This window comes from Nonomuraea sp. AD125B, from assembly GCF_041402765.1.
Classification (GTDB): Bacteria; Actinomycetota; Actinomycetes; order Streptosporangiales; family Streptosporangiaceae; genus Nonomuraea; species Nonomuraea bangladeshensis.
Map to the genome: position 1 here is coordinate 135,359 of NZ_JBGLOU010000013.1, position 25,599 is coordinate 160,957.

The 25,599-nt window shown below is 71.9% G+C and carries 28 protein-coding genes; 18 read left to right on the top strand and 10 right to left on the bottom strand.

Annotated elements, in window-relative coordinates; all coding sequences use genetic code 11:
* Window positions 1–9 precede the first annotated feature (9 nt).
* Window positions 10–558 (top strand): CGNR zinc finger domain-containing protein, encoded by a 549-nt coding sequence (locus tag ACBR40_RS31435; RefSeq protein WP_344204782.1) that lies wholly within the window; start codon window positions 10–12, stop codon window positions 556–558.
* 20 nt (window positions 559–578) lie between these two features.
* Here ACBR40_RS31435 and ACBR40_RS31440 read toward each other — a convergent pair whose 3' ends face one another.
* Window positions 579–932, bottom strand: coding sequence for a hypothetical protein (locus tag ACBR40_RS31440; protein WP_371251092.1), 354 nt, complete (start codon window positions 930–932; stop codon window positions 579–581).
* 230 nt (window positions 933–1,162) lie between these two features.
* Between ACBR40_RS31440 and ACBR40_RS31445 the strand changes: the two genes are divergently transcribed.
* From ACBR40_RS31445 to ACBR40_RS31460, 4 genes are all read left to right on the top strand, one after another.
* Window positions 1,163–1,333, top strand: a complete 171-nt coding sequence (locus ACBR40_RS31445) for a response regulator (protein WP_371251093.1) — start codon at window positions 1,163–1,165, stop codon at window positions 1,331–1,333.
* Between the two features lie 136 nt (window positions 1,334–1,469).
* Entirely contained in the window at window positions 1,470–1,805 is a 336-nt protein-coding gene (locus ACBR40_RS31450; RefSeq protein WP_371251094.1) for a hypothetical protein, read from the top strand.
* 39 nt (window positions 1,806–1,844) lie between these two features.
* Window positions 1,845–2,171 carry a DUF2975 domain-containing protein gene (locus tag ACBR40_RS31455; RefSeq protein ID WP_371251095.1) on the top strand — a complete coding sequence of 109 codons (327 nt, stop codon included), beginning with the start codon at window positions 1,845–1,847 and terminating at the stop codon, window positions 2,169–2,171.
* A complete protein-coding gene (locus tag ACBR40_RS31460) occupies window positions 2,171–2,410 on the top strand; it encodes a helix-turn-helix domain-containing protein (protein WP_371251096.1) in 240 nt (79 codons plus the stop codon). Before ACBR40_RS31455 ends, ACBR40_RS31460 begins: the two co-directional genes overlap by 1 nt.
* A 44-nt stretch (window positions 2,411–2,454) precedes the next feature.
* On the opposite strand, the gene ACBR40_RS31465 is transcribed toward ACBR40_RS31460, so the two are convergent.
* Together ACBR40_RS31465 and recO are read right to left on the bottom strand one after the other, a co-directional pair.
* Window positions 2,455–3,228 carry an isoprenyl transferase gene (locus tag ACBR40_RS31465; protein WP_371251097.1) on the bottom strand — a complete coding sequence of 258 codons (774 nt, stop codon included), beginning with the start codon at window positions 3,226–3,228 and terminating at the stop codon, window positions 2,455–2,457.
* On the bottom strand, window positions 3,225–3,959 hold the full coding sequence (gene recO / locus ACBR40_RS31470; RefSeq protein WP_344204789.1) for a DNA repair protein RecO: 735 nt from the start codon (window positions 3,957–3,959) through the stop codon (window positions 3,225–3,227). The genes ACBR40_RS31465 and recO overlap by 4 nt, the downstream gene beginning before the upstream one ends.
* 151 nt (window positions 3,960–4,110) lie before the next feature.
* Here recO and ACBR40_RS31475 point away from each other — a divergent pair, with 151 nt between their 5' ends.
* From ACBR40_RS31475 to ACBR40_RS31490, 4 genes are all read left to right on the top strand, one after another.
* A complete protein-coding gene (locus ACBR40_RS31475; protein ID WP_344204790.1) occupies window positions 4,111–5,643 on the top strand; it encodes a CDP-alcohol phosphatidyltransferase family protein in 1,533 nt (510 codons plus the stop codon).
* Window positions 5,640–6,359: a DUF5941 domain-containing protein gene (locus tag ACBR40_RS31480; protein WP_329582716.1), complete on the top strand. Its 720-nt coding sequence runs from the start codon at window positions 5,640–5,642 to the stop codon at window positions 6,357–6,359. Before ACBR40_RS31475 ends, ACBR40_RS31480 begins: the two co-directional genes overlap by 4 nt.
* Window positions 6,360–6,498: 139 nt before the next feature.
* Window positions 6,499–7,911, top strand: coding sequence for a glycoside hydrolase family 16 protein (locus ACBR40_RS31485; RefSeq protein ID WP_371251098.1), 1,413 nt, complete (start codon window positions 6,499–6,501; stop codon window positions 7,909–7,911).
* 70 nt (window positions 7,912–7,981) lie between these two features.
* Entirely contained in the window at window positions 7,982–8,935 is a 954-nt protein-coding gene (locus ACBR40_RS31490) for an isopenicillin N synthase family dioxygenase (RefSeq protein ID WP_371251099.1), read from the top strand.
* Here the strand turns inward: ACBR40_RS31490 and ACBR40_RS31495 are convergent.
* Entirely contained in the window at window positions 8,932–11,280 is a 2,349-nt protein-coding gene (locus ACBR40_RS31495; protein WP_371251100.1) for a GH1 family beta-glucosidase, read from the bottom strand. The two genes, ACBR40_RS31490 and ACBR40_RS31495, sit on opposite strands and share 4 nt — an antisense overlap.
* A 93-nt stretch (window positions 11,281–11,373) precedes the next feature.
* On the opposite strand from ACBR40_RS31495, the gene ACBR40_RS31500 reads away from it, so the two are divergent.
* From ACBR40_RS31500 to rocD, 3 genes are all read left to right on the top strand, one after another.
* Complete coding sequence (locus ACBR40_RS31500; protein WP_329582728.1) at window positions 11,374–11,847, top strand: Lrp/AsnC family transcriptional regulator; 474 nt, start codon at window positions 11,374–11,376, stop codon at window positions 11,845–11,847.
* Window positions 11,848–11,960: 113 nt separating this feature from the next.
* Window positions 11,961–12,758, top strand: coding sequence for a dimethylargininase (ddaH, locus tag ACBR40_RS31505; RefSeq protein ID WP_344204796.1), 798 nt, complete (start codon window positions 11,961–11,963; stop codon window positions 12,756–12,758).
* A 1-nt stretch (window position 12,759) separates the two neighbouring features.
* The gene (gene rocD, locus ACBR40_RS31510; protein ID WP_371251101.1) at window positions 12,760–13,977 is read left to right on the top strand and encodes an ornithine--oxo-acid transaminase; all 1,218 of its coding nucleotides are present in this window, start codon (window positions 12,760–12,762) and stop codon (window positions 13,975–13,977) included.
* 23 nt (window positions 13,978–14,000) lie between these two features.
* Here rocD and ACBR40_RS31515 read toward each other — a convergent pair whose 3' ends face one another.
* On the bottom strand, window positions 14,001–15,557 hold the full coding sequence (locus ACBR40_RS31515; protein ID WP_371251102.1) for an alkaline phosphatase D family protein: 1,557 nt from the start codon (window positions 15,555–15,557) through the stop codon (window positions 14,001–14,003).
* A 214-nt stretch (window positions 15,558–15,771) separates the two neighbouring features.
* Here ACBR40_RS31515 and ACBR40_RS31520 point away from each other — a divergent pair, with 214 nt between their 5' ends.
* Window positions 15,772–17,049 carry a Glu/Leu/Phe/Val dehydrogenase gene (locus tag ACBR40_RS31520; protein WP_371251103.1) on the top strand — a complete coding sequence of 426 codons (1,278 nt, stop codon included), beginning with the start codon at window positions 15,772–15,774 and terminating at the stop codon, window positions 17,047–17,049.
* Window positions 17,050–17,111: 62 nt separating this feature from the next.
* Here the strand turns inward: ACBR40_RS31520 and ACBR40_RS31525 are convergent, their stop codons facing one another.
* Window positions 17,112–17,558, bottom strand: a complete 447-nt coding sequence (locus ACBR40_RS31525) for a MarR family winged helix-turn-helix transcriptional regulator (protein WP_091083688.1) — start codon at window positions 17,556–17,558, stop codon at window positions 17,112–17,114.
* A 48-nt stretch (window positions 17,559–17,606) separates the two neighbouring features.
* Between ACBR40_RS31525 and ACBR40_RS31530 the strand changes: the two genes are divergently transcribed.
* The 4 genes from ACBR40_RS31530 (at window position 17,607) to ACBR40_RS31545 (ending at window position 21,990) form a co-directional block, all read left to right on the top strand.
* A complete protein-coding gene (locus ACBR40_RS31530; protein ID WP_371251104.1) occupies window positions 17,607–18,686 on the top strand; it encodes a substrate-binding domain-containing protein in 1,080 nt (359 codons plus the stop codon).
* Between the two features lie 55 nt (window positions 18,687–18,741).
* Window positions 18,742–20,109 carry an APC family permease gene (locus ACBR40_RS31535; RefSeq protein WP_344204805.1) on the top strand — a complete coding sequence of 456 codons (1,368 nt, stop codon included), beginning with the start codon at window positions 18,742–18,744 and terminating at the stop codon, window positions 20,107–20,109.
* Window positions 20,106–21,110: an acetamidase/formamidase family protein gene (locus tag ACBR40_RS31540; protein ID WP_344204807.1), complete on the top strand. Its 1,005-nt coding sequence runs from the start codon at window positions 20,106–20,108 to the stop codon at window positions 21,108–21,110. Before ACBR40_RS31535 ends, ACBR40_RS31540 begins: the two co-directional genes overlap by 4 nt.
* Window positions 21,111–21,177: 67 nt before the next feature.
* Entirely contained in the window at window positions 21,178–21,990 is an 813-nt protein-coding gene (locus ACBR40_RS31545; protein ID WP_371251105.1) for a serine protease, read from the top strand.
* 2 nt (window positions 21,991–21,992) lie between these two features.
* On the opposite strand, the gene ACBR40_RS31550 is transcribed toward ACBR40_RS31545, so the two are convergent.
* The 3 genes from ACBR40_RS31550 to ACBR40_RS31560 are packed head-to-tail and all read right to left on the bottom strand — an operon-like array spanning window position 21,993 to window position 24,144.
* The gene (locus ACBR40_RS31550; RefSeq protein WP_371251106.1) at window positions 21,993–22,880 is read right to left on the bottom strand and encodes a Gfo/Idh/MocA family protein; all 888 of its coding nucleotides are present in this window, start codon (window positions 22,878–22,880) and stop codon (window positions 21,993–21,995) included.
* A complete protein-coding gene (locus ACBR40_RS31555) occupies window positions 22,877–23,788 on the bottom strand; it encodes an NAD-dependent epimerase/dehydratase family protein (protein ID WP_371251107.1) in 912 nt (303 codons plus the stop codon). The genes ACBR40_RS31550 and ACBR40_RS31555 overlap by 4 nt, the downstream gene beginning before the upstream one ends.
* Before the next feature lie 2 nt (window positions 23,789–23,790).
* Window positions 23,791–24,144: a YrdB family protein gene (locus tag ACBR40_RS31560; protein WP_371251108.1), complete on the bottom strand. Its 354-nt coding sequence runs from the start codon at window positions 24,142–24,144 to the stop codon at window positions 23,791–23,793.
* Window positions 24,145–24,262: 118 nt separating this feature from the next.
* On the opposite strand from ACBR40_RS31560, the gene ACBR40_RS31565 reads away from it, so the two are divergent.
* Window positions 24,263–24,964 carry a TetR/AcrR family transcriptional regulator gene (locus tag ACBR40_RS31565; RefSeq protein ID WP_371251110.1) on the top strand — a complete coding sequence of 234 codons (702 nt, stop codon included), beginning with the start codon at window positions 24,263–24,265 and terminating at the stop codon, window positions 24,962–24,964.
* A 35-nt stretch (window positions 24,965–24,999) separates the two neighbouring features.
* Here the strand turns inward: ACBR40_RS31565 and ACBR40_RS31570 are convergent, their stop codons facing one another.
* Entirely contained in the window at window positions 25,000–25,599 is a 600-nt protein-coding gene (locus ACBR40_RS31570) for a TetR/AcrR family transcriptional regulator (protein ID WP_371251111.1), read from the bottom strand.

Consider the following 25,599-nt stretch of genomic DNA (forward strand, 5'->3'; position numbering starts at 1 on the left):
GGAGTCAACATGCCGTTTGGCCATGACATGGTGCATTCTCTGGCCACTGTCGTCGAACTGGTCAACACCTCACCGGCCACGGGCGGCGACGAGGGGCTGCCCGGCCTGGCCGAGCTCCAGGCGTTCGTGGAGTCCCGCGAGGTGAGCGGCATCGGCAAGCTGACGGCCCGCGACCTCGCCCAGGTCCGCGCGGTCCGGGAGGCCTTCCACCGCGTCTTCACCGCGCCCGACCAGCCGACCGCGGTCCACACGCTCAACTCCCTGCTCTCCTCCACCCGCATCACGCCGCGCCTGACCGAGCACGACGGCCACCCCCTGCACGTCCACTACTTCGCCGCCGACTCCAGCCTGGCCGAGCACCTGGCCGCCGACTGCGGGGTGGCGCTGGCGCTGCTGCTGGTGGAGGGCGAGGGCGAACGCCTGCGCACCTGCTCGGCCCCCGACTGCGACCACGTCTTCGTGGACGAGTCACGCAACCGGTCGCGCGTCTACTGCGACAGCCGTACGTGCGGCAACCGCATGCACGTGGCCGCCTACCGCGCCCGCCGCCGCGCCTGACCCCCTTCTGAAGCGCAGGGTCAGTGACCGGGAGCCGTCAGGCAGCCGCCGTCGTTGATGTAGCCGCCCACCTCCACCTTCGACTCACGCTCGTCGTAGAAGCCGGTCAGGCATCCTCCCCGCAGTTCGATGGCGAACACCACGGCGGAGCGAGCGCCCCCCGCCCTGATGATGACGTTCGTCCCCGGTGGAGCGACCGCCCGGACCGCCTTCGCGACGTGGACCTCGCCGTGCAGTTTCCGCTCGCGCAGGCCGGCGAATCTGTCCCGCAGAGCCTCGGCCACCGGCTCGGCCTCCGCAGCCACCTCCGGAGGAAGCGCGGCGCGCTGGCGGTACGCCCTGTTGCCGGCGTGCTTCTGCTCCCAGGAGGGCATCGTCACACAAGGGCTCGGCATCGGCGGCTCAGCGATCTCCGGACAAGGACGTAACGCCGATGGCGACGCCGACGGCCCCGCTCCTCGCATCCGCTCCTCACCGCAACCGCCCAGGACGGCCGACAGCAGGATGGCGACAAAGACGGTCAAGATTCTCATGCCTCAACGGTCGGGCACGACGATCCGGGACACAAGTCGCGTCGGCTCGCCGCCGTTGGGGCGGCGGGCGGATGGTGCCGGCGGTCGCCGCCGACGGGGAGGAGGCGCTGCGCGTGGCCGGGGAGTGCCGTCCGGACGTGGCGCTGGTGGACGCGAGAATGCCCGGGATGGACGGCGTCGAGCTCATGCACCGGGCGGGCCGCGGCGAGACGGTGCTCGCCCCGCCCGTCGCGGACGCCTGATGGCCGAGTCACGGCACCCCTGACCGCACCCGCCTCGCCCTTCATCTCAGGAACCCGGGCGACCGCGCTTGACTCCTTATCGTTCTTCGATACTATCGAGAAACAATAATATCGAGCAACGATATGGAGCTGTGCCGTGTCCCTCGACACATCCGCCTCCCTGAAGTGGACGGCGATCGTCGTCCGCCTCCTCCTGGCGCTGTTCGCCGCCACGCTGGCCTACGAGATCGGGCGTGCGGTCCTGACCGGCGGAGAGAACGCCTCCGGATCCCTCGGCGACCGGAGCCTGGTGTGCGTGGCCTCACCGGGCATCCTTCACGTGGAGGGAAATGTCACCGAAGACCCCCGACGCAGCAAGGCAGTGGCGGAGAGCAGCGGCGCCGACGACAACCCCTATCCCGTGGAGAAGGGAGTCGATTTCGCCCACGGACTGCCCCAGCTCTGCAAGGACGACGCCGGCCTCGGCACGTAGTCGCTCTACCAGACCTCGCGGTTCGCCACCCCGCTCGTCGTGCTCGTCGCCCTCTTCCTCCTCGACCGGCTGATCGCGGACGCCCGGCGGGACAGCGGTTTCGATGAGACGATCGTCCGCAAGCTGCGCTTCCTCGGCGTGTTCCTCATCGCCGGCACGCTCGCGGCGTCGCTTTACACCACAATTGTGGAGACCGGCCTGGCCGTGTCGATGGTGGCCGGGACCGTCAGGGAGGTGGGGTCGATGGCTCTGCGCGGCTGGAGCTTCCCCTGGGCGTACCTGATCGCCGGGCTCGGGCTCGTCGTGATGTCCAAGGTCGTCCGCGTCGGCGCGCACCTGCGCGAGGAACTCGAAGGAACCGTCTGATGTCACCCGCGGAGAACCTCGAGCACGCCATCGAGGTGCATCTGGACCGGCTGCTCGAAGAGCGCGGCATGACGGTGGTCGAGCTGGCCGACAAGGTCGGCATCACCAACGTGAACCTGTCGATTCTCAAGAACAACCGCGCCAAGGCGATCCGGTTCTCGACGCTGAGCAAGATCTGCGAGGTGCTCGGCTGTCAGCCCGGCGACCTGCTGTCCTTCAGGCCCCGCTCCTCGGACTGATCGCGTACGGCCCCGCGCCACCACGCCGGGGCCGTACGCGGCGGTCAGACCTTGTTGGGGAGGGCGCCGCCGTAGCGGCGGTCGCGCTTGGCGTAGATCTCGCACGCCTCCCACAGGTCGCGCCGGTCGAAGTCGGGCCAGAGCCGGTCGAGGAAGACCATCTCGGCGTAGGCCGACTGCCACAGCAGGAAGTTCGAGAAGCGCTGCTCTCCCGACGAGCGCACGAACAGGTCGACCTCGGGGATCTCCGGCTCGTCGAGGTAACGGGCGAAGACCTTCTCGTCCACCTTGCCGGGTTTGACGCGGCCGGCCGCGATGTCCTGGGCGAGTTTGAGCGCCGCCTCGACGATTTCGGCCTGCCCGCCGTAATTGACGCAGAACTGCAATGTGAGCTTGCGGTTGCCGACCGTCATCTCCTCGGCGGTCTGCAGCTCGGAGATCACGCTCTTCCAGAGCCGGCCGGGCCGGCCCGCCCAGCGCACGCGCACGCCCATGGCGTTGAGCTCGTCGCGCCGCCGCCTGATCACGTCGCGGTTGAAGCCCATGAGGAAGCGGACCTCGTCGGGCGAGCGCTTCCAGTTCTCCGTGGAGAAGGCGTAGGCGCTGAGGTAGGGGATGCCCAGCTCAAGCGCGCCCTCGATGACGTCGAACAGGGAGGACTCGCCCGCCTTGTGCCCCTCGGTGCGCGGCAGGCCGCGTGCCTTGGCCCAGCGGCCGTTGCCGTCCATGACGATGGCCACGTGCCGGGGCACCAGCTCTCGCGGGATCGGCGGCGGCGTGGCGCCGGACGGATGAGGGGTCGGAGGACGGACGTTCACACTGGCTCCCTTTCGACGTGTCGGAGAGAGCGTATTCCGTGTTCGAGGTGCCATTGCAGGTATGCGGCGACCAGCCCGCTGCATTCGTTGCGGTGGCGCGAGTCGGAGGCGTCGGCGGTGACCCAGTCGCCGCGCAGCAGCGCCGCCATGAGCCCGATCGTCTCCCCGGCGGGGACCGCCGCCCCGGGCGGGCGGCACGACCCGCACACCACGCCACCCGCGACGATGGCGAACGCCCTGATCGCCGGGGTCTGGCAGCGGGCGCACGCCTCCAGGGCGGGCGCGTAGCCGGCGACCGCCAGCGAGCGCAGGAAGTAGGCGTCGAGCACCAGCCGGGGCTCGTGGGTGCGCTCGGCGAGCGTGCGGAGCCCGCCCACGAGCAGCAGGAACTGCCGCAGCGCCGGCTCCTTCTCCCCGTGCGTCAGCCGGTCGGCGGTCTCCAGCATGGCGCTGCCCGCGGTGTAGCGCGGATAGTCGGCGGCCAGCGCCTCGCCGTAGGGCCTGAGCGTCTCGGCCTGGGTGACGACGTCGAGCGTGCGGCCGGTGTGGAGCTGCAGGTCGACGTGGGTGAACGGCTCCAGCCTGGCCCCGAAGCGCGAGGTGGTCCTGCGCACGCCCTTGGCGACGGCGCGGATCTTGCCGGTGCGCTTGGCCAGGACCGTGACGATGCGGTCGGCCTCGCCGAGCTTCTGCGTACGCAGAACCACGCCTTCGTCACGATAGAGACTCACTCCGACATCTTACGGCCGCCTTGTGTGCCGAGGAGTCCGGCGTTACGGGCATGCTCGGATGACGCGACTTTGCGTGACTCTCACTAGACTTTGACGCCTGTCCCCGCATTACCCGTTGTTCAACCCCCCGCTACCGCCTCGAAAGGGAGTCATGACCCGCGTGGTCCTGCTGGGCGCCTCGCCCGGCCCCGACACCTCTCCGACCGGCCTGAGGCTGGCCGCGCTGCCCGGCAATCCCACCGTGGCCGAGCGGCTGCGCGGCCAGTTGGCTTCTTACGACCCGAGGCCCGCCACCATCGCCGCCGGCGACGTGGCCGCCGCCCTGCGCGCGCTGGCGGAGGTCGCCGAGTCGGCGACGGAGAGCCTGCTCATCATCCCCGAGAACTCGGTCACCCACGACGAGCTGATCTACCAGATCACCAAGACCAAGCGCGGTGCGCTGGCGCTCGTCGCCAAGGAGCCGCGAGCGGGCAGCACGGACGAGGAGGCTCCGGAGGACCCCGCCGAGGCCGAGTCCGAGCTCGTCCCCATCGACGAGGCCGATCCCGAGATCGGCCTCAACCGGCTGGAAGGGCTGCCGGTGCGCGCCCGCATCGGCAAGTCACGGGTGGTCTCGGTCGGCACCGCGACCCACGCCGTGACCCGCCCCAACGGCGCGCTGCTCGGCCCGCTGCACGTCAGCGCGCGCAACGCGCCGGTGCTCGCGGAGACCTGCCGCGAGCTCGCCGCCATGGCCCACACCTTCGGCCCCGACGACGACCTGGTGCAGCTCGTCGTGTTCGGCCTGGTGCGCAACGGCGTGTCGGTCGGCATCAGGGGCCGCCGCGACCTCTTCTACCGCCGGGTCACCACCCAGGAGGAGGTCAACGAGGCCGGCCCCGAGATGGCCGCCATGGACGAGGACCGCGCCCGGCTCAACAACGCGGTCAAGGGCGCCGACGGCTTCTTCACCACCTACTTCGTCTCCACCTACTCCCGCTTCATCGCCCGCTGGGCGGCCCGGCGGGGGCTGACGCCCAACCAGGTCACGCTGATCTCGATCGCGCTGGGCGTGGCCGCGGCCGCCTGCTTCGCGACGGGCGACCGGCCGTGGATGGTGCTGGGCGGGGTGCTGATCTACTTCGCGTTCGTCTTCGACTGCGTCGACGGCCAGGTAGCCCGGTACGCCCGCAAGTTCGGCGTCCTCGGCGCCTGGCTGGACGCCACGTTCGACCGGTTCAAGGAATACGTGGTCTTCGCCGGCCTCGCCCTCGGCTACGTGATCGCGGGCAACGGCGAGGACATCTGGATCCTCGCGCTGGCCGCGCTGGGCCTGCAGTCCATTCGCCACCTGCTCGACTTCTCCTTCGGCGCGGCCAACCGCCGCAAGCCGCCCGCGAAGCTGCCCACGCTGGCGCTCGACGCCCCCGACGACCGCGAGCTGCGGGCCGCGCTGTCGCGCCGCCGGGAAGAGCGCAGCCAGGGCCTGCGGGGCGTGCTCAAGATGTGGACCAGGGCCGGCAGGTTCCGGGCCGTCCACTGGGCGCGCAAGATGATCGTTTTCCCCATCGGTGAGCGGTTCGCGGCCATCGCGATCACCGCCGCCCTCTTCGACGCCCGGATCACCTTCCTGACGCTGGTGATCTGGGGCTCCGTCGCCGCCGCCTACTCCCTCACCGGACGCCTCATGAGGTCGCTCGTATGATCACCCAACCGCAGGCCATGGCCACCCCCACGCCGGACCCCGACGAGGAGCGCCGGCGCATCCAGACCGCCCGCCTGCTCGCCTACCGCGACGACGGCCCGCTCGTCCAGGCGCTGGCGCCCCGGCTGGGGCGGGGCCTGCCGCCCGTGCCGGCCGCGCTCGTCGCGCTGCTCGCCGTGGCCGGGGTCACGGTCGCCGGGCTGCCGGAGTCCGGCCCCATGCTGCTCGTGCCCGTCGCCATCGCCCTGCTGCTCATCCTGCCGACGGCGCCGCGCGACCACCTGGGCCGGCTCGACTGGCTGACGCCGCCGCTGCTGCGCGGCACCGAGTTCCTGGCCACGATCGCGATCGGCCTGGCCGCCGACGCGCCGAAGTGGCTGCTGTTCGTGCTGGTGTACGTGGTGGGCTACCACACCTACGACACCGTCTACCGGACGCGGCAGAGCATCTGGCCGCCCGCCTGGGTGTTCCGGGCGGGGCTCGGCTGGGAGCTGCGGCTGCTCATCATCGGCGTGGGCGCGGCGGCCGGTTTCCTGACGCCCGTGCTGGCGGTGCTGACGGCCTACCTGTTCGTGCTGTTCGCGGTCGAGAGCGTGACGAGCTGGGTGCGTCTCGACAAGGCGAGCGCGCAGGCGGGGGCCGACGCCGAGCAGGACCTGGAGGCGTCCCCCGAGGAGGCCATGGAGCAGGCCACCGGCGAGGCCGAGAAGGCCTGACTCCTGTCGTCGGTCCGGACCCCGAAGCGGAGAGCGCTCTCACCGATTGCTTGACGGGAAGTGAGCCGTGTGCTCAGATCATCCCAGAGAGCGCTCTCTGGCTTTCCCGCCTCCCCGCACCCCCTAGGAGAGACGCGCCATGACAACCTCAGCAAGCAGGCCACGACGCCGTCTGGCGCCCGTGGCCACGGTGCTCACCGCGCTGGTCGCGCTCACCGGTCTCCTGGTCAACGCCGCGGTCAGCGCCTCCGCCGCCGTTCCGGCCACCCCCTCGGGCTGGTCGCTCGTCTGGTCCGACGACTTCAACGGCTCCGCGGGCACCCTCCCGTCCTCCAGCAACTGGATCATCGACACCGGCCACGCCTACCCCGGCGGCCCGGCCAACTGGGGCACCGGCGAGATCCAGAACTACACCTCCAGCACCTCCAACCTCAGCCTCGACGGCTCGGGCAACCTGCGCATCACACCCCTCCGCAGCAGCTCGGGCGAGTGGACCTCGGCCCGCATCGAGACCCGGCGGGCCGACTTCAAGCCCGCCGACGGCCGCATCCTGCGCATCGAGTCCCGCCTCCAGATGCCGAACGTCACCGGCGAGGCCGCCCTCGGCTACTGGCCGGCGTTCTGGGCGCTCGGCGCGCCCTACCGGGGCAACTACTGGAACTGGCCGGCCATCGGCGAGTTCGACATCATGGAGAACGTCAACGGCATCAACTCCGTCTGGGGCGTCCTGCACTGCGGCGTCAACCCGGGCGGACCGTGCAACGAGACCACCGGCCTCGGCGCCAGCCGCGCCTGCCCCGGCTCCACCTGCCAGTCGGCCTTCCACACCTTCCGCTTCGAGTGGGACCGCAGCGTGAGCCCCAACCAGCTGCGCTGGTACGTGGACGGCCAGCAGTTCCACGGCGTCAACCAGTCCCAGTTCGACGCCACGACCTGGGCCAACATGACCGGCCACGCCGGCTACTTCCTGCTGCTGAACGTGGCCATGGGCGGCGCGTTCCCGAACGCGCTCGGCGGCCAGACCCCGACCGCGGCGACCGTGCCCGGCCGTCCCATGGTCGTGGACTACGTGGCCGTGTGGCAGAGCGGCACCGGCAGCACGCCGGACCCGACCATCACCCCGACCTCACCGGGCGGCGTGGACGCCCGCTCCACCATCCAGGCCGAGCGCTACCAGGCCCAGTCGGGCACGATCGTCGAGACCACCACCGACAGCGGCGGCGGCCAGAACGTCGGCGCGATCGGCAACGGCGACTGGCTCCGCTACGACGGCGTGAACTTCGGCTCCACGGCGGCCACCCAGTTCAAGGCCAGGGTGGCGTCGGGCGCGGCGGCCGGGGTCAGCGGCCTGGTGCAGGTACGCCTCGACAGCCCCACGGCCACCCCCATCGGCGACTTCGCGCTCGCGAACACCGGCGGCTGGCAGAGCTGGCGCACCATCCCGGCCAACATCTCCGGGGTGACCGGCACGCACACCGTCTACCTGACCTTCAGCAGCGGCCAGCCCGCCGACTTCGTCAACGTCAACTGGTTCACCTTCTCCACCTCCTGACCGGCGGCCGCGCCCGCGCAGGGGGGCCCGCGCGGGCGCGGCATCCGTCCATCTGGGCAACAATGGGGCGATGAGCGAACTGCCGGTCATCGACATCGCGCCCCTCTTCGGGGAGGACGAGGCGGGCAAGGCCGCCGTCGCCGCCGCCATCGGGGCCGCCTGCCGGGACAACGGCTTCTTCTACGTCGCCGGCCACGGCGTGCCGGCCGGGCTGATCGCCGACCTGGACGCCGCCGCCCGCCGCTTCTTCGCGCTGCCCGAGCCGGTCAAGAACGAGATCGCGATGGACCGGGGCGGCCGGGCCTGGCGGGGCTTCTTCCCCGTCGGCGGCGAGCTGACCTCGGGCCGGCCCGACCTCAAGGAGGGCGTCTACTTCGGCGCGGAGGAGCCGCCGGGCCCGCTGCCGCTGCACGGCCCCAACCTGTTCCCCGCGCAGGTGCCGGAGCTGCGCGAGGCGGTGCTGGCCTACCTGGACCGGATGACCGAAGTGGCGCAGACGGTGATGTCCGGCGTCGCGCTCAGCCTGGGGCTGGCTGAGGACTACTTCCGCACCGGCTATACCGCGGACCCGACGATCCTGTTCCGCGTCTTCCACTACCCGCCCGCCCCGCCGGACCCGGAGAGCTGGGGCGTCGGCGAGCACACCGACTACGGCCTGCTCACGCTGCTCCTCCAGGACGCCAACGGCGGCCTCCAGGTCCGCACCCGGGACGGCTGGATCGACGCGCCGCCGCTGGAGGGCACGTTCGTGTGCAACATCGGCGACATGCTCGACAAGCTGACCGGCGGCCACTACCGCTCGACCCCGCACCGGGTGCGCAACCTCAGCGGGAACGAGCGGCTCAGCTTCCCGTTCTTCTTCGACCCCGGCTGGGACAGCGAGGTGCCGCCGCTCCCCTACGCCCCCGGCCACCGCTGGGACGGCCAGGTGGACTTCACCGGCACCTACGGGGAGTATCTGCTGGCGAAGGTCTCCAAGGTCTTCCCCCGCCTGTTCCAGACCCTCGACGAGCGGCCCGACTAGGCGGACTCCCGCACGACCAGCCGGACCGGCAGCGCCACCGACTCGGTGTGGCGGCCCTCCAGCCGCGACAGCAGCAGCCGGGCCAGCGCCAGCGCCTGCTCGGCCACCGGCACCCTGACCGTGGTGAGCCCGGGGACGACCGCCGAGGCGGCGTCCACGTCGTCGAAGCCCACGACCGCCAGGTCCTCGGGCACCCGCCGCCCGGCCTCCCGCGCCGCCTGCAGCGCTCCGAGCGCGAGCTGGTCGGTGGCGGCGAAGACCGCGTCGAGCGCGGGCTCGTCGCCGAGGAGCCGGCGGGTGGCGGCCGCCCCGGAGGAGCGGGTGAGCTCGGCGGGCGCGAGCAGCGGCTGCCGGCCGGCCCGGCGCATCGCGTCGCGGTGACCGGCCAGGCGGTCCTGCATGGCGACCAGCTCCAGGGGGCCGGTGATCATGCCGATTCGGCTCCGGCCGCCGGCCAGCAGGTGCTCGGTGGCGGCCGCGGCGCCGCCCGCGTTGTCGACGTCCACGTACGGCACCAGCGAGGCGATCGCGGGCTTGCCCAGCAGCACGACCGGCACCCCGGTGCGCGAGAGCCGCTCGGCCAGGGTGTCGCCGCGGTCGGGCGGCAGCAGCACGACGCCGTCCACCAGCCGGGCCTCGACGTGCTGGACGATGCGCCGGTGGCTCTCGGCGGTGTCGGCCAGCATGAGCGTGATCTGCTTGCCGGCGCCTTCCAGGACGCTGGTGACGTACTGGACGACGGCGGCGGTGAGCTGGTCGCCGCCCTGGCGCGGCACGGACAGCACCAGCGCGACGGAGTTCGTGCTGCGGGTGACGAGGCTGCGGGCGGCGGCGTTGGGGACGTACCCGAGCTCCTTGATCGCCAGCAGCACCGTCTCGCGGACCTCGGGGCGGACGGACGCCTCGCCGTTGACCACCCGGGAGACGGTGGCGCGGGAGACGCCGGCGCGGGCGGCCACGGTCTCCAGGGTGGGCCGCTTCGGGCGCGACTCCAGCAGGCCGTTACGCCGGATGACGTCGCGGTACCAGAGCGCGCTGTCCTTCATCCGCCGCCGCTGGGTGGCGAAGTCGACGTGCACGAGGCCGAACTTGCGCCGGTAGCCGTCGGCCCATTCGAGGTTGTCCAGCAGCGTCCAGACGAGGTAGCCGCGGACCGGCACGCCCTCCTGGACGGCCGCGCGCACGGCGCGCAGGTGCTCCTCGATGAAGCTGATGCGCTCGACGTCGTGGATGCCGTCGCCGGTGACGACGTCCACGAAGTCGGCGCCGTTCTCGGTGACCATCAACTCGGTGCCGGGGAACTCGGCGGCGAGGCGGCGCAGCACGAGTGACAGGCAGCCGGGGACGATGGGCCAGCCCATGGCGGTGACCGCCGTGGGAACGGTGCAGAACAGCACGCCCTCGCTGCCCGGGTAGGTGGGGTCGGCGGGCTCGCTGGGCTGGGCCTGCACCACGAGCGGGGTGTAGTAGTTGACGCCGAGCAGGTCGATCGGCCGGCCGATGAGCTCCAGGTCGCCGTCGCGCACATGGTCGAGCCCGGCCGTGCGCTCGACGATGGGCAGCAGCTCGGCGGGATAGGAGCCGCGCAGCATGGGGTCCAGGAACTGCCGGTTGACCAGGGCGTCGATGCGGCCCACCGCCTCGGCGTCCTCCTCCGACAGCGGCCGGCCGGGGTCGCCGACCTGGCCGGGGGTCAGCACCGGCGAGATGTTGAGCACGCCGCCGACCTTCGCCGCGCCGGCCGCGCGCAGGGCCTGGACGCCGAGTCCGTGCGCGAGCAGCAGGTGGTGGGCGGCGCGGAAGGCGTCGGCGGGCGAGGTGCGGCCGGGGGCGTGGATGCCGGAGCCGTAGCCGAGGAAGGCCGCGACCCAGGGCTCGTTGACGGTGAACCAGGTGTCCACGCGGTCCCCCAGCCGCGCGGCGACGGTCGCCGCATAGTCGGCGAAGCGGTGTGCGGTCTCGCGCTCCGGCCAGCCGCCCGCGTCCTCCAGCGCCTGCGGCAGGTCCCAGTGGTAGAGGGTGGCGTACGGGGTGATCCCCGCCTCCAGCAGCGCGTCCAGAAGCCGGTCGTAGAAGTCGAGCCCGGCGTCGTTGGGCTTGCCCGAGCCTTCGGGGAAGACCCGCGCCCAGCTCACCGAGAAGCGGTACGCGGCGATGCCCAGGTCCTTCATCAGCCGCACGTCTTCGCGGTAGCGGTGGTAGTGGTCGCACGCCTCGGCGCCGTCGGCGGAGAAGGTTTCCCAGATGGACCGGCCGCGCCCGCCGGCCGTCGTCGCTCCCTCGATCTGGTAGGCCGAGGTGGACACTCCCCAGACGAAGCCCTCGGGGAAGGCTGCGGTGCTCATTACGGCGGAAACCCTTCGTCATCGATCGCGAGGGACCAGTCTCCCGCGCGCCGCTCGTCGCGCGCCAGCCTGGCCAGGCGGTATACAGGGCGCGTGGAACTGGACCGGCTCGATCGTGACATCATCGCGGCGCTCGTGGACGACGCCCGCGCGACCTACGCGGAGGTGGGGCAGCTCGTGGGCCTCAGCGCCTCGGCGGTCAAGCGGCGGGTCGACCGGCTGCGCGAGAGCGGCGCGATCACCGGGTTCAGCGCCAGGGTGGCGCCGGAGGCGCTGGGCTGGACCACCGAGGCGTACGTCGAGCTGTTCTGCCAGGGCAAGACCAAGCCGTCGGACATCGCGCTGGCCGTGGCCAAGTTCCCCGAGGTGGTGGGGGCGGCCACGATCACCGGCGAGGCGGACGCCTTACTCCACATCAGGGCCACCGACGTGCGGCACGTGGAGCGGGTGATCGAGCGCATCGCGGCGGAGACGTTCGTGGTCCGCACCAAGAGCGCGATCGTGCTGTCGCGCCTGGTGGACGCCCCTTCCGGGGTGCTGCGCAACGAAACGCGGCTGATCGGGTGAAACTCGCAACAGACCCGCGCGACGACGCAATGCCACCCGCTTGGCCTGCGCAAATGTGATTCCTAGGCTGTGTCCGTCCCCCTGTGCCCGCATAAGTGCGACGGAGAAGCCGCATGCCCAAACACTTCCTGATGTGCCGTCCGGACTACTTCACGGTCGAGTACGCCATCAACCCGTGGATGCATCCCGAGGCCGGCGCGGACCGCGACGTCGCGGTCCGCCAGTGGGAGGGCCTGAAAGCGGCCTACGAGGAGCTCGGGCACCGGGTCGACCTCATCGACCCGATCGACGGCCTGCCCGACATGGTCTTCGCCGCCAACGGCGCGCTGGTCGTCGGCGGCCGCGTCTACGGCGCCCGCTTCGCCTTCCCGCAGCGCGGCCCGGAGGGCCCTGCCTACCTGCGGTGGTTCGCCGAGCGCGGCTACCCGGTGCTGGAGCCCGCGCACGTCAACGAGGGCGAGGGCGACTTCCTCACGCTCGACGAGGTCGTGCTGGCCGGCACCGGGTTCCGCACCGACGTGGTGGCCCACAAGGAGGCGCAGGAGTTCCTGGGCCGCCCGGTCGTCTCGCTGACCCTGGTGGACCCGCGCTTCTACCACCTCGACACGGCGCTGTTCCCGCTGGACGGCCGCAACGTCGCCTACTACCCGCAGGCGTTCTCGCCCGGCAGCCAGGAGGTGCTGCGCCGGATGTTCCCCGACGCCGTGCTCGCCGGGGCCGAGGACGCCGAGGTGCTGGGACTCAACGCGGTCAGCGACGGCAGGAACGTGGTGATCAACGCCGAGGCGTCCACGCTGCAGCTGGAGCTCAAGCGCCGTGGGTACGAGGTGATTCCGGTCGACCTGTCGGAGTTGCGCAAGGCGGGCGGCGGGCCGAAGTGCTGCACACTGGAAATCAGGGGGGAAAACTGACATGACCAGCAGCGCAGAGCTGATCGAGCTGAGCGAGCGCCGCAGCGCGCACAACTATCACCCGCTTCCCGTCGTGGTCCACGAGGCCGAGGGGGCCTGGGTCACCGACGTGGACGGCAAGCGATATCTGGACTGCCTGTCCGGCTATTCGTCGCTGAATTTCGGCCACCGCAACCCGAAGATCATCGAGGCGGCCCAGGAGCAGCTCCAGCGGCTGACCCTGACCAGCCGGGCGTTCTACCACGACCAGTTCGCGCAGTTCTGCGCCGGGCTGGGCGACCTCACGGGCAAGGACCTGATCCTGCCCATGAACACCGGCGCGGAGGCCGTCGAGACCGCCATCAAGGTGGCCCGCAAGTGGGGTTACGACGTCAAGGGCGTCGAGCCCGACCAGGCGAACATCATCGTGATGGAGAACAACTTCCACGGCCGCACCACCACGATCATCAGCTTCTCCACCGACCCCGACGCGCACGACGGCTTCGGGCCGTACACCCCGGGCTTCCGGATCGTGCCGTACGGGTCGGTCGAGGCGATCAGGGCGGCGATGGACGCGAACACCGTGGCCGTGCTGGTCGAGCCCATCCAGGGCGAGGCCGGGGTGCTGGTGCCGCCGGACGGCTACCTGAGCGACGTGCGCGACCTGTGCACCGCCGAGGGCGTCCTGATGATCGCCGACGAGATCCAGTCGGGGCTCGGGCGCACCGGCCAGACGTTCGCCTGCGACCACGAGGGGGTCGTGCCGGACATCTACGTGCTGGGCAAGGCGCTCGGCGGCGGCGTCGTCCCTGTGTCGGCCATCGCCGCCAACCGCGACGTGCTCGGCGTGATCCACCCGGGGCAGCACGGCTCCACCTTCGGCGGCAACCCGCTCGCCTGCGCGGTCGCCAACGCCGTCATCGAGATCCTCGCCACCGGTGAGTTCCAGGCCAGGGCCGCCAAGCTCGGCGAGGTGCTGCACACCCGGCTGCGCGAGCTGGTCGGCAAGGGCGTGGTCGAGGTGCGCGGGCGCGGCCTGTGGGCCGGCGTGGACATCGACCCCGAGCTCGCCACCGGGCGCGAGGTGTCGAAGGCGCTGATGAAGCGGGGCGTGCTGGCCAAGGACACGCACGGCTCCACGATCCGGCTGGCCCCGCCCATCGTGATCAGCGAGGACGACCTGGTCTGGGCGGTGGACCAGCTCGCCGACGCCGTCTACGAGTTCAGGAACAAGGGCTAGCGGGCGCACCCTGCGCCGGCGGCTCAGCGCAGCCGCACCGAGTCGATCCGGCGCAGGGTGTCGTTGCGGGATTCGTACCAGCTCACCTCGTCGGGGAGGGCGAGCTCGGCGATGGCGTTCTGGAAGAACGGCCCCTTGGTGATCCGCCAGCGGAACGGCGGCCGACGGACACCCGCCAGGCGGGCCAGCAGGCCGCCCACCAGTGTGGCGACCGAGAACTGCGTGACCACATTGGCCCAGCGCAGCAGGCGGCTGAGCGGGTTGCGGATGGGCGAGCAGACGATCTGGAAGATCTGCCCCCTGTTGGTCCTGGCGAGGTAGGAGTAGTGGACGTCGCCGGAGAGGATCATCACCGGCTTGCCGGTCCTGACCAGCAGCCTGGCGAGGTCCTCGAACGAGCGCCGGAACGCCGCCCAGTGCTCCAGGTCGATCGCCTGCCTGAACCGCTCCGACCACTCCCGCACCCGCGACCCCCACTTGCCGTCGGCGAGGGCCTCGTTCCAGTTCTGGACGCCGTGGACGCCCTCGGGCAGCAGGAACGGGATCGACGAGCCGATGATCAGGCGCTCGGCCGGCGCGGCGAGCTGCTCCTCCAGCCAGGCCCACTCGTCGGGGTCGAGCATGCGCCGGTCGCCGGGCGTGAGCTGCCTCGCGCACCGGGTGTCGACCATGATCAGCCGGGCGTCGCCGAGGTCGCGCGCGTAGCTCCAGCGGTTGCTGCTCGGCTCGGCGTCGGCCTTCTCGGCGAAGGCGTCGAGCTCGGCGGCGCCGTCACGGCCGCCGAGGTCGAGCAGCGTGCGCATGAGCGGGTCGGCGGCCCGCTCGGCGGGCGAGAGGTTGCCGAGGTGCTGGTAGACCCAGTAGGCCCCGAGCCCGGCGACCACCCGCCGCTGCCACCAGGTGGTGCGGGCCATCTGCTCGCGCCAGGGCTGGGAGGTGTTCCAGTCGTCGCGCAGGTCGTGGTCGTCGAAGATCATCGCGGTCGGGACGGTGGACAGCAGCCACTGGATGTCGGGCTCGGTCCAGGCCTGGCGGTAGAGCTCGGCGTACTCCTCGAAGTCGGCGATCTCGTCCTGGGGCGCGGTGTCCCTGCGGGCCCGGATGAAGGCCAGGATGTCCTGGGAGGGGGCGTCGGCGTAGACCTGGTCGCCGATGAGCAGCAGCAGGTCGGGCCACTCCTCGTCGGGCGCCTCGTAGAGCCGGCGGCCGTAGGAGCGCAGCACGTCCTCGCCGTGGACGCGCACGGTGGCGGGGTCGTGCGGCACGCTGGTGCGGCACGAGCCGAACGCCAGCCGCCGGGCCCCGCTCTCGGGCATCAGCCGGATCCGGCTCGGCGGGCGACCCGCCAGCGGCCATACGCGCTCCCCCTCGAGGGTGACGGAATACGACGGGATATCCTGGGTGAGCTCGACGAGATCCACGATCGCATAGTGGTGTCCGTGCACGGTGAAGGTAGGCGACCGGTAAGTCCTGCCCTCCGCCTCGATGGCGACCGTGCAGGGTTCGGCGGTCTCCACCCAGATCGAGGCGCTATGGGAATCGACGTGTCTGAGCATCGGCCCCACCACGAGTGCGGGCATCCGACCCTCCGTTTCGATGTTTCGGCACATTGTCGCGGCCCAGCCTGCCAGAGTGGCAGGGTCACGGCATCTCGATCATCGGCTTGGATTTCTACCAACGGCTAGGCAACCTGAAACGCCCCGCCCTAGGATGATCGTGACAACCTCGCCCTAAGTGGAAAGCAATGGCGCTTTCTACGCAAAACGGGCGTATATACCAGGAGGACACTCTTCCATGAGCATCATGGTGCCGTCAAAGACGCCGGCCCTGATCACCCCGGGCCAACAGGCCCTCGACTCCGCCCTCCACCAGCTCCACCAGGCCGCCGAGCACCTCGGGCTCGACGACGGGCTGCGTACGGTGCTGGCGACGCCGCGCCGCTCGCTGACCGTCTCGGTCCCGGTGCGGCGCGAGGACGGACGACTCGACGTCGTGCAGGGCTTCCGCGTCCAGCACAACGTCTCCCGCGGCCCCGCCAAGGGCGGCATCCGCTTTCATCCCGGCACCGACATCCACGAGGTGACCGCGCTCGCGATGTGGATGACCTGGAAGTGCGCGCTGGTCGGCATCCCGTACGGCGGCGCCAAAGGCGGCGTCGCCGTGGACCCGGCCACGCTCACCGTGGTCGAGCAGGAGCGGCTCACCCGCCGCTACGTCAACGAGATCCTGCCGCTGATCGGCCCGGAGAAGGACATCCCGGCGCCCGACGTCGGCACCGACGAGCAGACCATGGCCTGGATCATGGACACCTACAGCGTCAGCGCCGGCTACTCCGTGCCCGGGGTGGTCACCGGCAAGCCGATGACGCTGGGCGGCTCGCTCGGCCGCGCCGGCGCGACCTCGCGCGGCGTGCAGATCGCCACGCTGGCCGCGCTCGGCCGCTCGCCCGAGGGCGTGAGCGTGGCCGTGCAGGGCTTCGGCAAGGTGGGCGCGCTCGCCGCCCAGTACCTCGCCGACGCCGGCTGCAAGGTCGTCGCGGTCTCGGATGTCGGCGGCGCCGTGTACGCGAGCGGCGGCCTCGACGTCTCCCGCCTGCGCGCCTTCGCGGCCGAGCACGGGACCGTGCGCGGCTACCCGCACGCCGACGAGCTGCCGCTCGACGACCTGCTGGAGCTCGACGTGGACGTGCTGGTCCCGGCGGCGCTGGAAGGCGCGATCACCGAGGCCAACGCGCCCCGCGTGCGCGCCCGCCTGATCGTCGAGGGCGCCAACGGCCCGCTCACGCCCGAGGCCGACGAGATCGTGAACGCCAACGGCGCCACCGTCGTGCCGGACATCCTCGCCAACGCCGGCGGGGTGATCGTCTCCTACCTGGAGTGGGTGCAGAACATGCAGGCCTACTCCTGGAGCTCCGGCGAGGTCGAGGTCAAGCTGCGCGACCTCATGGAGAACGCCTTCGCCGAGGTGCGCTCGCTCGCCGGGGCCCGCGGGCTCACGCTGCGGCAGGCGGCGCACGTCATCGGCGTCGGCCGGGTGGCCGAGGCCCACCAGATGCGCGGGCTCTACCCGTGAGCTGACATTCGAAAGGCTCCGGCCGCCCTCGGCGGGCGGCCGGGCCGTCGTGATCGGGCGGGTCAGACGCGCAGCTCGGCGTAGTCGAGCGCGGCCGTGAGGGTCTCCAGGTCGCGCATCAGCCGCTCGGTCCGCTCGTGGCCGAAGGCGTCAGCGATGAGCCGGTGGTGCTCGGCCACCGCGCCGTCGGTGCGGGCCAGCAGCTCGGCCCCCCGGTCGGAGACGAACACCGCCACCCTCCGCCGGTCGCCCTTCGACGGCCCCCGGTAGACCAGCGCCCGGTCGATGAGCCGGTCCACCGCCTTGGTCAACGTCGGATGCGGCATCAGCACGGCCTCGGCCAGCTCGCCCATGGAATGCCCGCGGCCCTCGGCCAGCGCCCGCAGGATGCGCCACTGCTCGACGGTGACGTCCTCGCCGGCCAGCACGGCGGCGAGACCGCGGGTGACGCTCCGCTCCGCACAGCTCAGCAGGTAGGCGAGTGAGGACCCGAGACCGGAGTCGTTCATGGACAAGGTCCTTTCTTAGGGGAGCTATTCCGGAGGATACTCGTCGGCGTGGCGGCGGTCGTCGATCCCTTAGAAGCGCGGCTCCTCCCCTCCGACTCGCTCAGGATCGGCCTCGTCGTGCCGGTGTCCGGGGTGCTCGGGCTGGTGGGCCCCTGCGCGATCAACTGCGCCGTGCTGGCCGCTGAGGAGCTCAACGCGGCCGGCGGGGTGCTCGGCAGGCCGGTGGAGCTGGTCCTGGTGGACGGCGGCCGGCCGGCCCGCGAGGTGGCCGCCGAGGTCGCCGGGCTGGTCGCCTCGGGCACGGTCCAGGCGGTCGCCGGCACGCACGCCAGCGACGTGCGGGTGGAGGTGGTGGCGGCGCTCGCCGGGCGGGTGCCGTTCGTGTACGCGCCCCCGTACGAGGGCGGCGGCCACGCCCCCGGCGTCTACTTCCTGGGCGAGACCCCGCGCCGCCAGCTCGAACCGGCCATCGACTGGCTGATCCGCACCCGCCGGGCCCGCCGCTGGTTCCTGCTGGGCAACGACTACGTCTGGCCCCGGCTGGTGCACGCGGCCGCCCGCGTCCGCCTGGGCGCGGCCGGGGCGAGCGTCGTGGGCGAGGGCCTCGCCGGCTACGGGCAGGCGACGCGCTGGCTGGACCGGGTCGCCGGGGCCCGGCCCGACGCGATCCTGCTCACGCTGATCGGCAGCGACCTGGTGGCCTTCAACCGGGCCTACGCCGCCGCCGGGCTGGGTGCGGCCCGGCTCTGCGGGGCGCTGGAGGAGCACGGCCTGCTCGGCATCGGCGGCGACGGCACCGGCGAGCTGTACGCGTCCATGGGCTACTTCCGCGACCTCACGACCGAGCCGGCGCTGGACTTCGCCGAGCGGTACGCGGCCCGCTTCGGCCCCGACGCCCCCATGCTCAACGCGCACGGCCACGGCTGCTACGAGGCGGTCGCCATGCTGGCGGCGCTGTGCGGGCGGGCGGGCTCGCTGGCGGTGCCCGCACTGGACGCGGTGGCCGAGGGCGCCACGATCACCAGCGGGCGGGGCCGGCTCACGCTGCGGGACCGGCAGGTGGCCCACCCGGTCCACCTGGCCCGCGCGGACGGCCTCCAATTCTTTCTGGAGAAACCTTTTCTCTAGAAAGCTTTGGCTCTAAGGTGCCAATCGCCCCCTGACGCAGCTAGGAGCCACGTCCATGAGCACCGTCGAGCAGTTCGGCTACCGCCAGGAACTACAGCGGTCCCTGGGTTTCGCCGACCTCATGATCTACGGCCTGATCTTCATGGTGCCGATCGCGCCGTTCGGCATCTTCGGCAACGTCTTCGCCGTCTCGCACGGCATGGTCGCGCTGGCGTACCTCATCGGCCTGGTGGCGATGGCGTTCACCGCGCTGTCGTACGCGCAGATGGCCCGCGCCTTCCCGATGGCCGGGTCCGTCTACACCTACGCCGGGCGCGGGATCGCCGCGCCGGTCGGGTTCATCGCCGGATGGGCGATCCTGCTCGACTACGTGCTCGTACCGTCCCTGCTCTACCTGGTCGCGAGCGTGGCCATGAACTCCTTCGTGCCCGCCGTCCCCGTCGTGGCCTGGCTGGCGGCGTTCGTGGTGCTCAACACCGTCGTCAACTACCTCGGCATCCAGATGACCGCGAGGATCACCCGGATCATGCTGGCCGCCGAGCTGGTCGTGCTGGCGATCTTCCTGGTGGTCGGCGGCGTCGCCCTGGCGCAGGGCAAGGCGCAGACCGGCGCGCTCACGCCGCTGTTCGACTCGGCCGGGTTCAGCTGGAGCGTGGTGCTGGCCGCGGCGTCGGTCGCGGTGCTGTCGTTCCTCGGCTTCGACGGCATCTCGACGCTCGCCGAGGAGAACCGCGAGGACGCCCGCAGGCTCGGCCGGTCCATGCTGGCCGCCCTCGCCGTCGCCGCCGTGCTGTTCGTGGTGCAGACGTGGGTGGCCGCGCTGCTCACCCCCGGCCGGGCCGACCTCATCGCGAACGGCGACGAGGCCGGCAACGCCTTCTACGACACCGCCGAGTTCGCCGGCGGGCCCTGGCTGGCGGCGCTCACCGCCGTGGCCACCGCCGTCGCGTGGGGGTTCGCCAACTCGCTGGTCGCGCAGGCGGCCACCTCGCGGCTGCTGTTCGCGATGGGCCGGGACCGGATGCTGCCGTCGTTCCTCGCCAAGGTGCATCCCAAGCACAAGGTCCCGGTCAACGCCACGCTCGTGGTGGCCGCCATCTCGCTCGTCCTCGGGATCTTCATGAGCACCCGGGACAACGGCATCGGGGAACTGGCCTCGCTGGTCAACTTCGGCGCGATGTTCGCGTTCCTGATGCTGCACGTCTCCGTCATGGTCCACTACCTGATCAGGAAGCGCAGCGGTAACCTGCTGGCGCACCTGGTCGTGCCCGTGGTCGGCTTCCTCGTGCTGGCCGCCGTCGTCATCAACCAGAACGTCGCGGCCCAGTGGGTCGGCGGCCTGTGGCTGCTGCTCGGCCTGGTCGTGCTCGGCATCACCTATCTGGCGGGCCGCCGGCCCGAGCTTCCCAAGGAGGTCGTGTGAACGTCGTTTCCTACCGCCCGAAGCCCGAGGAGCTGAGCTACACCTTCGGCGGCCGGCCGCCGGTGGGCAAGGTGCGCCCGGGCACGATCCTGGAGATCTTCACCGAGGACTGCTTCGGCGGCCTGGTGCGGACGGTGGACGACCTGCCGTCGCGGGTGTGCGAGTTCCCCTACCTCAACCCGGTGACCGGGCCGTTCCACGTGGAGGGGGCCGAGCCCGGCGACACGCTGGCGCTGCACTTCGTACGGATCACCCCGGCGCGGGACTGGGCGGTGTCCACGACGTTCCCGCACTTCGGCGCGCTGACCGGCACCCACACCACGGCCATGCTCCAGCCGCCGCTGGAGGAGCGCGTCTGGCGCTACGACCTCGACCTCGACAAGGGCGTGGCCGTCTACCACGCCCGTTCCAGCGACTTCAGCGTGGAGCTGCCGCTCGACCCCATGCACGGCACGGTCGGCGTCGCCCCCGGCGCGAACGAGGCCCGCATGACCATCACCCCCGACGCGCACGGCGGCAACATGGACACCCCCGAGCTGCGCGCGGGCGTCACCGTCTATCTGGGCGTCAACGTCGAGGGCGGCCTGTTCGCGATCGGCGACGGGCACGCCAGGCAGGGCCACGGCGAGGTGTGCGGCACCGCGGTCGAGTCCGCCATGAACACCGTGGTCGCGGTCGAGCTGATCAAGGGCGTGGCCACGCCGTGGCCGCGGCTGGAGGACGACCTGCACCTGATGTCCACGGGCTCGGCCCGGCCGCTGGAGGACGCCTACCGGATCAGCCAGCACGACCTGGTCACCTGGGCCGCCGAGCTGACCGGGCTCGACACCCTGGACGCCTACCAGCTCGTCAGCCAGGCCGGGGAGGCGCCGGTGGGCAACGTGTGCGACACCAACTACACGATGGTGGCCAAGCTGCCCAAGGCGTACCTCGGCGGGCCGGGCGTCTACGAGTCCGCGCACGAGCGGCTGCGCGCGCTCGGTTCCCAGTACACGAGTTAGTAAACCCGGATGTCGCAGGTCGGGGCGCTGATCATCTTCTGCTACCTGTTGGAGGGTGCTCAGGTTGGTGCTGTCCCTGCTCCTGCTCGATCCAAGCGCCGTCATCGAGGTGTCCCAACGCAACATCCCCGCCCCGCGCGTGCTCACCCCCGACGGCGACCGCCTCGGCTACGCCCCGGTGCCGCGCCCCTTCACGGGGGCGCGGCAGCTCACCGGCGTGCTGGTCGGGCGTGACGCGGCGACCGGCCAGGACATCATGTGCGGCGGCACCGTGATCGGCTCGCGCAGCCGCAGCCTGGTGCTGACGGCCGCGCACTGCCTCTACCACCAGGGGCGGCAGCTCGGGCGGCTGACCTTCCTGCCCGGCTACGACCGGGGGCGGGCGCGGCACGGCGTGTGGCCGGTGGTGCGCTCGTGGGTGCCGGCGCGGTGGCGGCACCGGCCGTACTCGACGGAGCTGCTGCCGTACGACGTGGGGCTGGCCGGCGTCACCCGGCGGGGCCGCCCGCTGGAGGCGGTCACCGGGCGCGGCCTCGCGCCCATGCCGACCAGGCGCGGCACCGCGCTGCGCGGCCTGGAGCTGCTGGGCTACCCCGCCGGCAAGGGCTATCCGGGGGTGCGGCTGCACCGGTGCCTGGGCGACACGACCGAGGGCGTCTCGGAGGGGCCTGGGCTCATGGTCACCCGCAACTGCCACGCCGCCGCGGGCGGCAGCGGCGGGCCCGCGCTGTACGGCGGCGCGGTCGCGGGCGTGGTGTCGTCGTCGAGCCCGCTGAGCGACGCCAAGGGCTACACGGTGCTGACCCGGCTGGGCGGCCGGCCCTTCGAGCGGATGCTGGCGAGGGCCGACCGGGAGATGCGCGCCGAGCGCGAGGACTGACCTCAGCCGGCCCGCGCCACGATCTCCTCGCACAGGGCGTGGGTGGCGAGCGCGTCGCCCGCGTCCAGCACCCGGCCCGCGCGGACCGCGTCCAGGAACTCCACGCAGACCTGCTCGATGCCGCGCTGACGGGACACCGGCACCCAGTCGGGCCGCCGGGTGAGCGTCTCGCCGCCGCGGTAGTCGACCACGTCGCCGAGGTTGACCACCCGCCGCTTGACGCCGTCGCCCATGACCTCGCAGGACTCCTCGCTCGCGCCGCTCACCCTGTTCATGATCCCGAGGGCGGTGCAGCCGTCGCCGGACAGCTCCAGCACGATGTGCTCGATGCGGCCGTCCCTGACCCTGGCCCTGATCGTGGTGTCCGTGACCGGGCCGGGCAGCAGGAACCTCAGCGTGTCGGCGACGTGGATGAAGTCGTCGAAGACCGCCCTGCGCGGGTCGTCGGGGTGGTTCTCCCTGTTCTTCTCCATGACGACCAGGTGCCGGGGCAGCTCGGCGAGCGCGGCGTAGCCGGGGGCGCGGCGGCGGTTGAAGCCGACCATGAGCGACCTGCCCTCGGCCCGCGCCAGGCGCACCAGCCGCTCGGACTCGGCCAGCGTGTACGCGATCGGCTTGTCGACGTAGACGTGCACCCCGGCGGCCAGCAGCGGCTCGACGATCTCCGGATGGGCCTCCGTGGCCGCGTGCACGAACGCCGCCTCCACCCCCGCCTTGATGACCTCGTCCACGCTGGTGGAGCGGCGGGCGACGCGGTAGGCGTCGCCGAGCCGGTCCAGCCGGGCGGTGTTGCGGGTGCACAGGTGCAGGTCGAGGCCGGGCTGGGCGGCGAGCACGGGCAGATAGGCCTTCTCCGCGATGTCGCCCAGGCCGATGATTGCTGTCTTCACAGGCCGAGCGTAGCCTTCAGCGCCTCGTCCACCGGCGTGGGCGCGACGCCGAACGTCCGCTGGAAGGCTGAGGAGTCCAGCACGTACGGCGCCGTGAACTGGTGACGGACGTGCCCCAGCTCCCGCATCATCGGCGAGAACAGCCCGCCCGCCCGCAGCACCGGCCACGGGATCCGGACGAGCCGCGGCGCGGGCCTGCCGAGCAGGGCGGCCATCCGCTCCCCCATCTGACGGAAGGTCAGCGGCTCGGCGGTCGGCACGTGCCAGGGCCGCCCCCAGGCCCGCTCGTCGCCCCCGGCAACGATGAGCGCGTCGGCCACGTCCGGCAGGTACGTCCAGGCGTGCGGCACGTCGGCCGGCCAGACGATCGGGACGGCCCGGCCGGCGCGCAGCGGCTTGATGAAGCGGTCGCCGAGGTAGGACTGGTCGGTGGCGCCGGGGCCGTAGTAGTCGGAGCCGCGCACCTCGGTGACCCTGATCCGGCCCGCCCGGTGGGCGGCGAGGGCGTCCTCCCACATCGTGGCGCGTACCTGGAACTTGGGGTCGGTGGAGGCGAGCGGCAGGTCCTCGGTCATCGGGCCGGCGACCGGGCCGTAGGGGTAGAGGTTGCCGAGCATGACGTACACGGCACCGCTCGACTCGGCGGCGGCCAGGAACGACGCGGCCATCGGCGGCCAGTCGGTCAGCCAGCGGTGGTAGGCGGGGTTGACGCAGTTGTAGAGGACGTCCGCGCCCTGGGCGACCTGGACGAGCCTGGCCTGGTCGGCGATGTCGGCCGCGACCTTGACCGCGCCCTCGGGGCCGCGGCCGGAGCGGGTCACGACGACGACCTCGTGCCCCTGGTCGAGGAGCTTGGCGGCGAGATGGCCGCCGACCTGCCCGGATCCGACGACGACGTGCTTACCCATGATCAGACCTGCTTCCATGCGAGACGGAGGACGGCGTTGACGACGAAGAGAACGGCGAGGACGGCCGCGGGGGTCGCGGCGCCGGCGGCATAGAACGCGAGCGCGCCGCCGCCGAACCAGACGATCTCCAGAGCGGCGCGGGCCAGGCCGGTGAGCGGGTAGACGGCGTTCGCGCCGCCGCCCGCGCCGAACAGCGCCCACGTCGCGATGAACAGCGCCGGGGCGCCGAGCCCTGCCAGCAGCTTCAGAGCCCAGTTCGGGCTGACGGTGAAGCCCCAGTAGCCGGCGCCGAACAGCACGGCCAGCTCCAGGAAGAACATCAGGGCGGCGTTGGCATGCTTGGCGAGGGTGAGCATCGGGGACTCCAGCGGTCGTTACTGCCGTTCACTTACGAGAGCAATGCTCTCTCAAGAGAGCGACAATCGTCAAGAGCAGTGCTCTCGTATTTTCGCACCGCTCTGATAACCTGACGTCATGACCGCAAGCCGCACCGCCAGAGAACGTGTCCGGGCCGAGCTCACCAGGGAGATCACCGACATCGCACGCCGCCAGCTCGCCACCGAGGGCGCGGGCGGGCTGTCGCTGCGCGCGGTGGCACGGGAGATGGGCATGGTCTCCTCGGCCATCTACCGCTATTTCCCGAGCCGCGACGACCTGCTGACCGCCCTCATCATCGACGGCTACAACGCGCTCGGCGAGGCCGTCGAGCAGGGCGAGGCCGCCTGCCCGCGGGAGGACCACCTGGGGCGGTGGCTGGCCGCCTGCCACGCGGTGCGGGACTGGGCGCTCGCGCACCCCCACGAGTACGCCCTGCTCTACGGCTCCCCCGTGCCCGGCTACCACGCTCCGCAGGACACCGTGGCGGCTCGGGCGCGGGACGTCACCGTGCTCGGGGCGCTCATCGCCGACGCCTGGCGGGCCGGGACCGTGCGTCTGCCCGACCGCCTGCCCGCGCCGCCGCCCGAGCTGGCCTCGCAGGCGGGGGCGTTGAGCCAGCTGATGCCCGGCGTGCCGGACGAGGTCGTGTGGGCGTCCGCCGCGGCGTGGACGACGTTGTACGGGTGGGTCAACTTCGAGGTGTTCGGCCAGTTCAACAACGTCATCGACGACCGCCGCCCCGCCTTCGACCACGCCATGCGCCTCACCGCCGCCACCATGGGTCTCACCCTTCCGTGAGCGGCGGCACCGGGCAGTTGGCCGGGGGGTGCCCCTCACCCTCTCGTCAGGAGCGGCACCAGCACCTCGTCCACGATCTGCACCACCAGCTCGTCGGGAATGGGGGTGCCGTCGAAGAGGAAGTGGTGCCGCAGCAGCGCATGCCCCGCGTCCAGCCGCCTAGGGGTGATCACCCCTGGATCGACCTCCCCCCGCTCGACCGCCCGCCGCACGACCTCCTCCATGGCCTTCCTGCCCATCCCCTGCGACGTCCTGCGCATCGCGCCGAGCTGCGAGCCGCTGCTCAGCGCCTCCCCGAGGAGCCCGCGCAGCGCCTCCCCCGCCGGCCCCGACAGGGCCCGCGCGGCCTGACCCAGCATGGCGATCAGGTCGCCGCGCAGCTCCCCGGTGTCGGGGACGGACTCGGGCGTGGGCAGGACGGTCCGCACGGCCTCGGCCACCAGCTCCAGGCGTGACGGCCAGCGCCGGTAGAGCGACGCCTTGCCGGTTTTCGCCCGCTCGGCCACCCGTTCCATGGTGAGCCCGGCGTAGCCGCTCTCGGCCAGCTCGTCGAGCGTCGCCCGGTGGATCGCGGCGTTGAGCGCCTCCCCTCTGCGGCGGGGCAGCTTGCGGTGGTCGGTGACCATGACAGCCAT

Bases quoted from the DNA above. Each gene is read 5' to 3' on its own strand.
- ACBR40_RS31435 (WP_344204782.1), top strand. From the start codon at position 10: ATGCCGTTTGGCCATGACATGGTGCATTCTCTGGCCACTGTCGTCGAA.
- ACBR40_RS31440 (WP_371251092.1), bottom strand. From the start codon at position 932: ATGCCCTCCTGGGAGCAGAAGCACGCCGGCAACAGGGCGTACCGCCAG.
- ACBR40_RS31445 (WP_371251093.1), top strand. From the start codon at position 1,163: ATGGTGCCGGCGGTCGCCGCCGACGGGGAGGAGGCGCTGCGCGTGGCC.
- ACBR40_RS31460 (WP_371251096.1), top strand. From the start codon at position 2,171: ATGTCACCCGCGGAGAACCTCGAGCACGCCATCGAGGTGCATCTGGAC.
- ACBR40_RS31475 (WP_344204790.1), top strand. From the start codon at position 4,111: ATGACCCGCGTGGTCCTGCTGGGCGCCTCGCCCGGCCCCGACACCTCT.
- ACBR40_RS31480 (WP_329582716.1), top strand. From the start codon at position 5,640: ATGATCACCCAACCGCAGGCCATGGCCACCCCCACGCCGGACCCCGAC.
- ACBR40_RS31485 (WP_371251098.1), top strand. From the start codon at position 6,499: ATGACAACCTCAGCAAGCAGGCCACGACGCCGTCTGGCGCCCGTGGCC.
- ACBR40_RS31490 (WP_371251099.1), top strand. From the start codon at position 7,982: ATGAGCGAACTGCCGGTCATCGACATCGCGCCCCTCTTCGGGGAGGAC.
- ACBR40_RS31495 (WP_371251100.1), bottom strand. From the start codon at position 11,280: ATGAGCACCGCAGCCTTCCCCGAGGGCTTCGTCTGGGGAGTGTCCACC.
- ddaH (WP_344204796.1), top strand. From the start codon at position 11,961: ATGCCCAAACACTTCCTGATGTGCCGTCCGGACTACTTCACGGTCGAG.
- rocD (WP_371251101.1), top strand. From the start codon at position 12,760: ATGACCAGCAGCGCAGAGCTGATCGAGCTGAGCGAGCGCCGCAGCGCG.
- ACBR40_RS31515 (WP_371251102.1), bottom strand. From the start codon at position 15,557: ATGCCCGCACTCGTGGTGGGGCCGATGCTCAGACACGTCGATTCCCAT.
- ACBR40_RS31520 (WP_371251103.1), top strand. From the start codon at position 15,772: ATGAGCATCATGGTGCCGTCAAAGACGCCGGCCCTGATCACCCCGGGC.
- ACBR40_RS31525 (WP_091083688.1), bottom strand. From the start codon at position 17,558: ATGAACGACTCCGGTCTCGGGTCCTCACTCGCCTACCTGCTGAGCTGT.
- ACBR40_RS31535 (WP_344204805.1), top strand. From the start codon at position 18,742: ATGAGCACCGTCGAGCAGTTCGGCTACCGCCAGGAACTACAGCGGTCC.
- ACBR40_RS31555 (WP_371251107.1), bottom strand. From the start codon at position 23,788: ATGGGTAAGCACGTCGTCGTCGGATCCGGGCAGGTCGGCGGCCATCTC.
- ACBR40_RS31560 (WP_371251108.1), bottom strand. From the start codon at position 24,144: ATGCTCACCCTCGCCAAGCATGCCAACGCCGCCCTGATGTTCTTCCTG.
- ACBR40_RS31565 (WP_371251110.1), top strand. From the start codon at position 24,263: ATGACCGCAAGCCGCACCGCCAGAGAACGTGTCCGGGCCGAGCTCACC.
- ACBR40_RS31570 (WP_371251111.1), bottom strand. From the start codon at position 25,599: ATGGCTGTCATGGTCACCGACCACCGCAAGCTGCCCCGCCGCAGAGGG.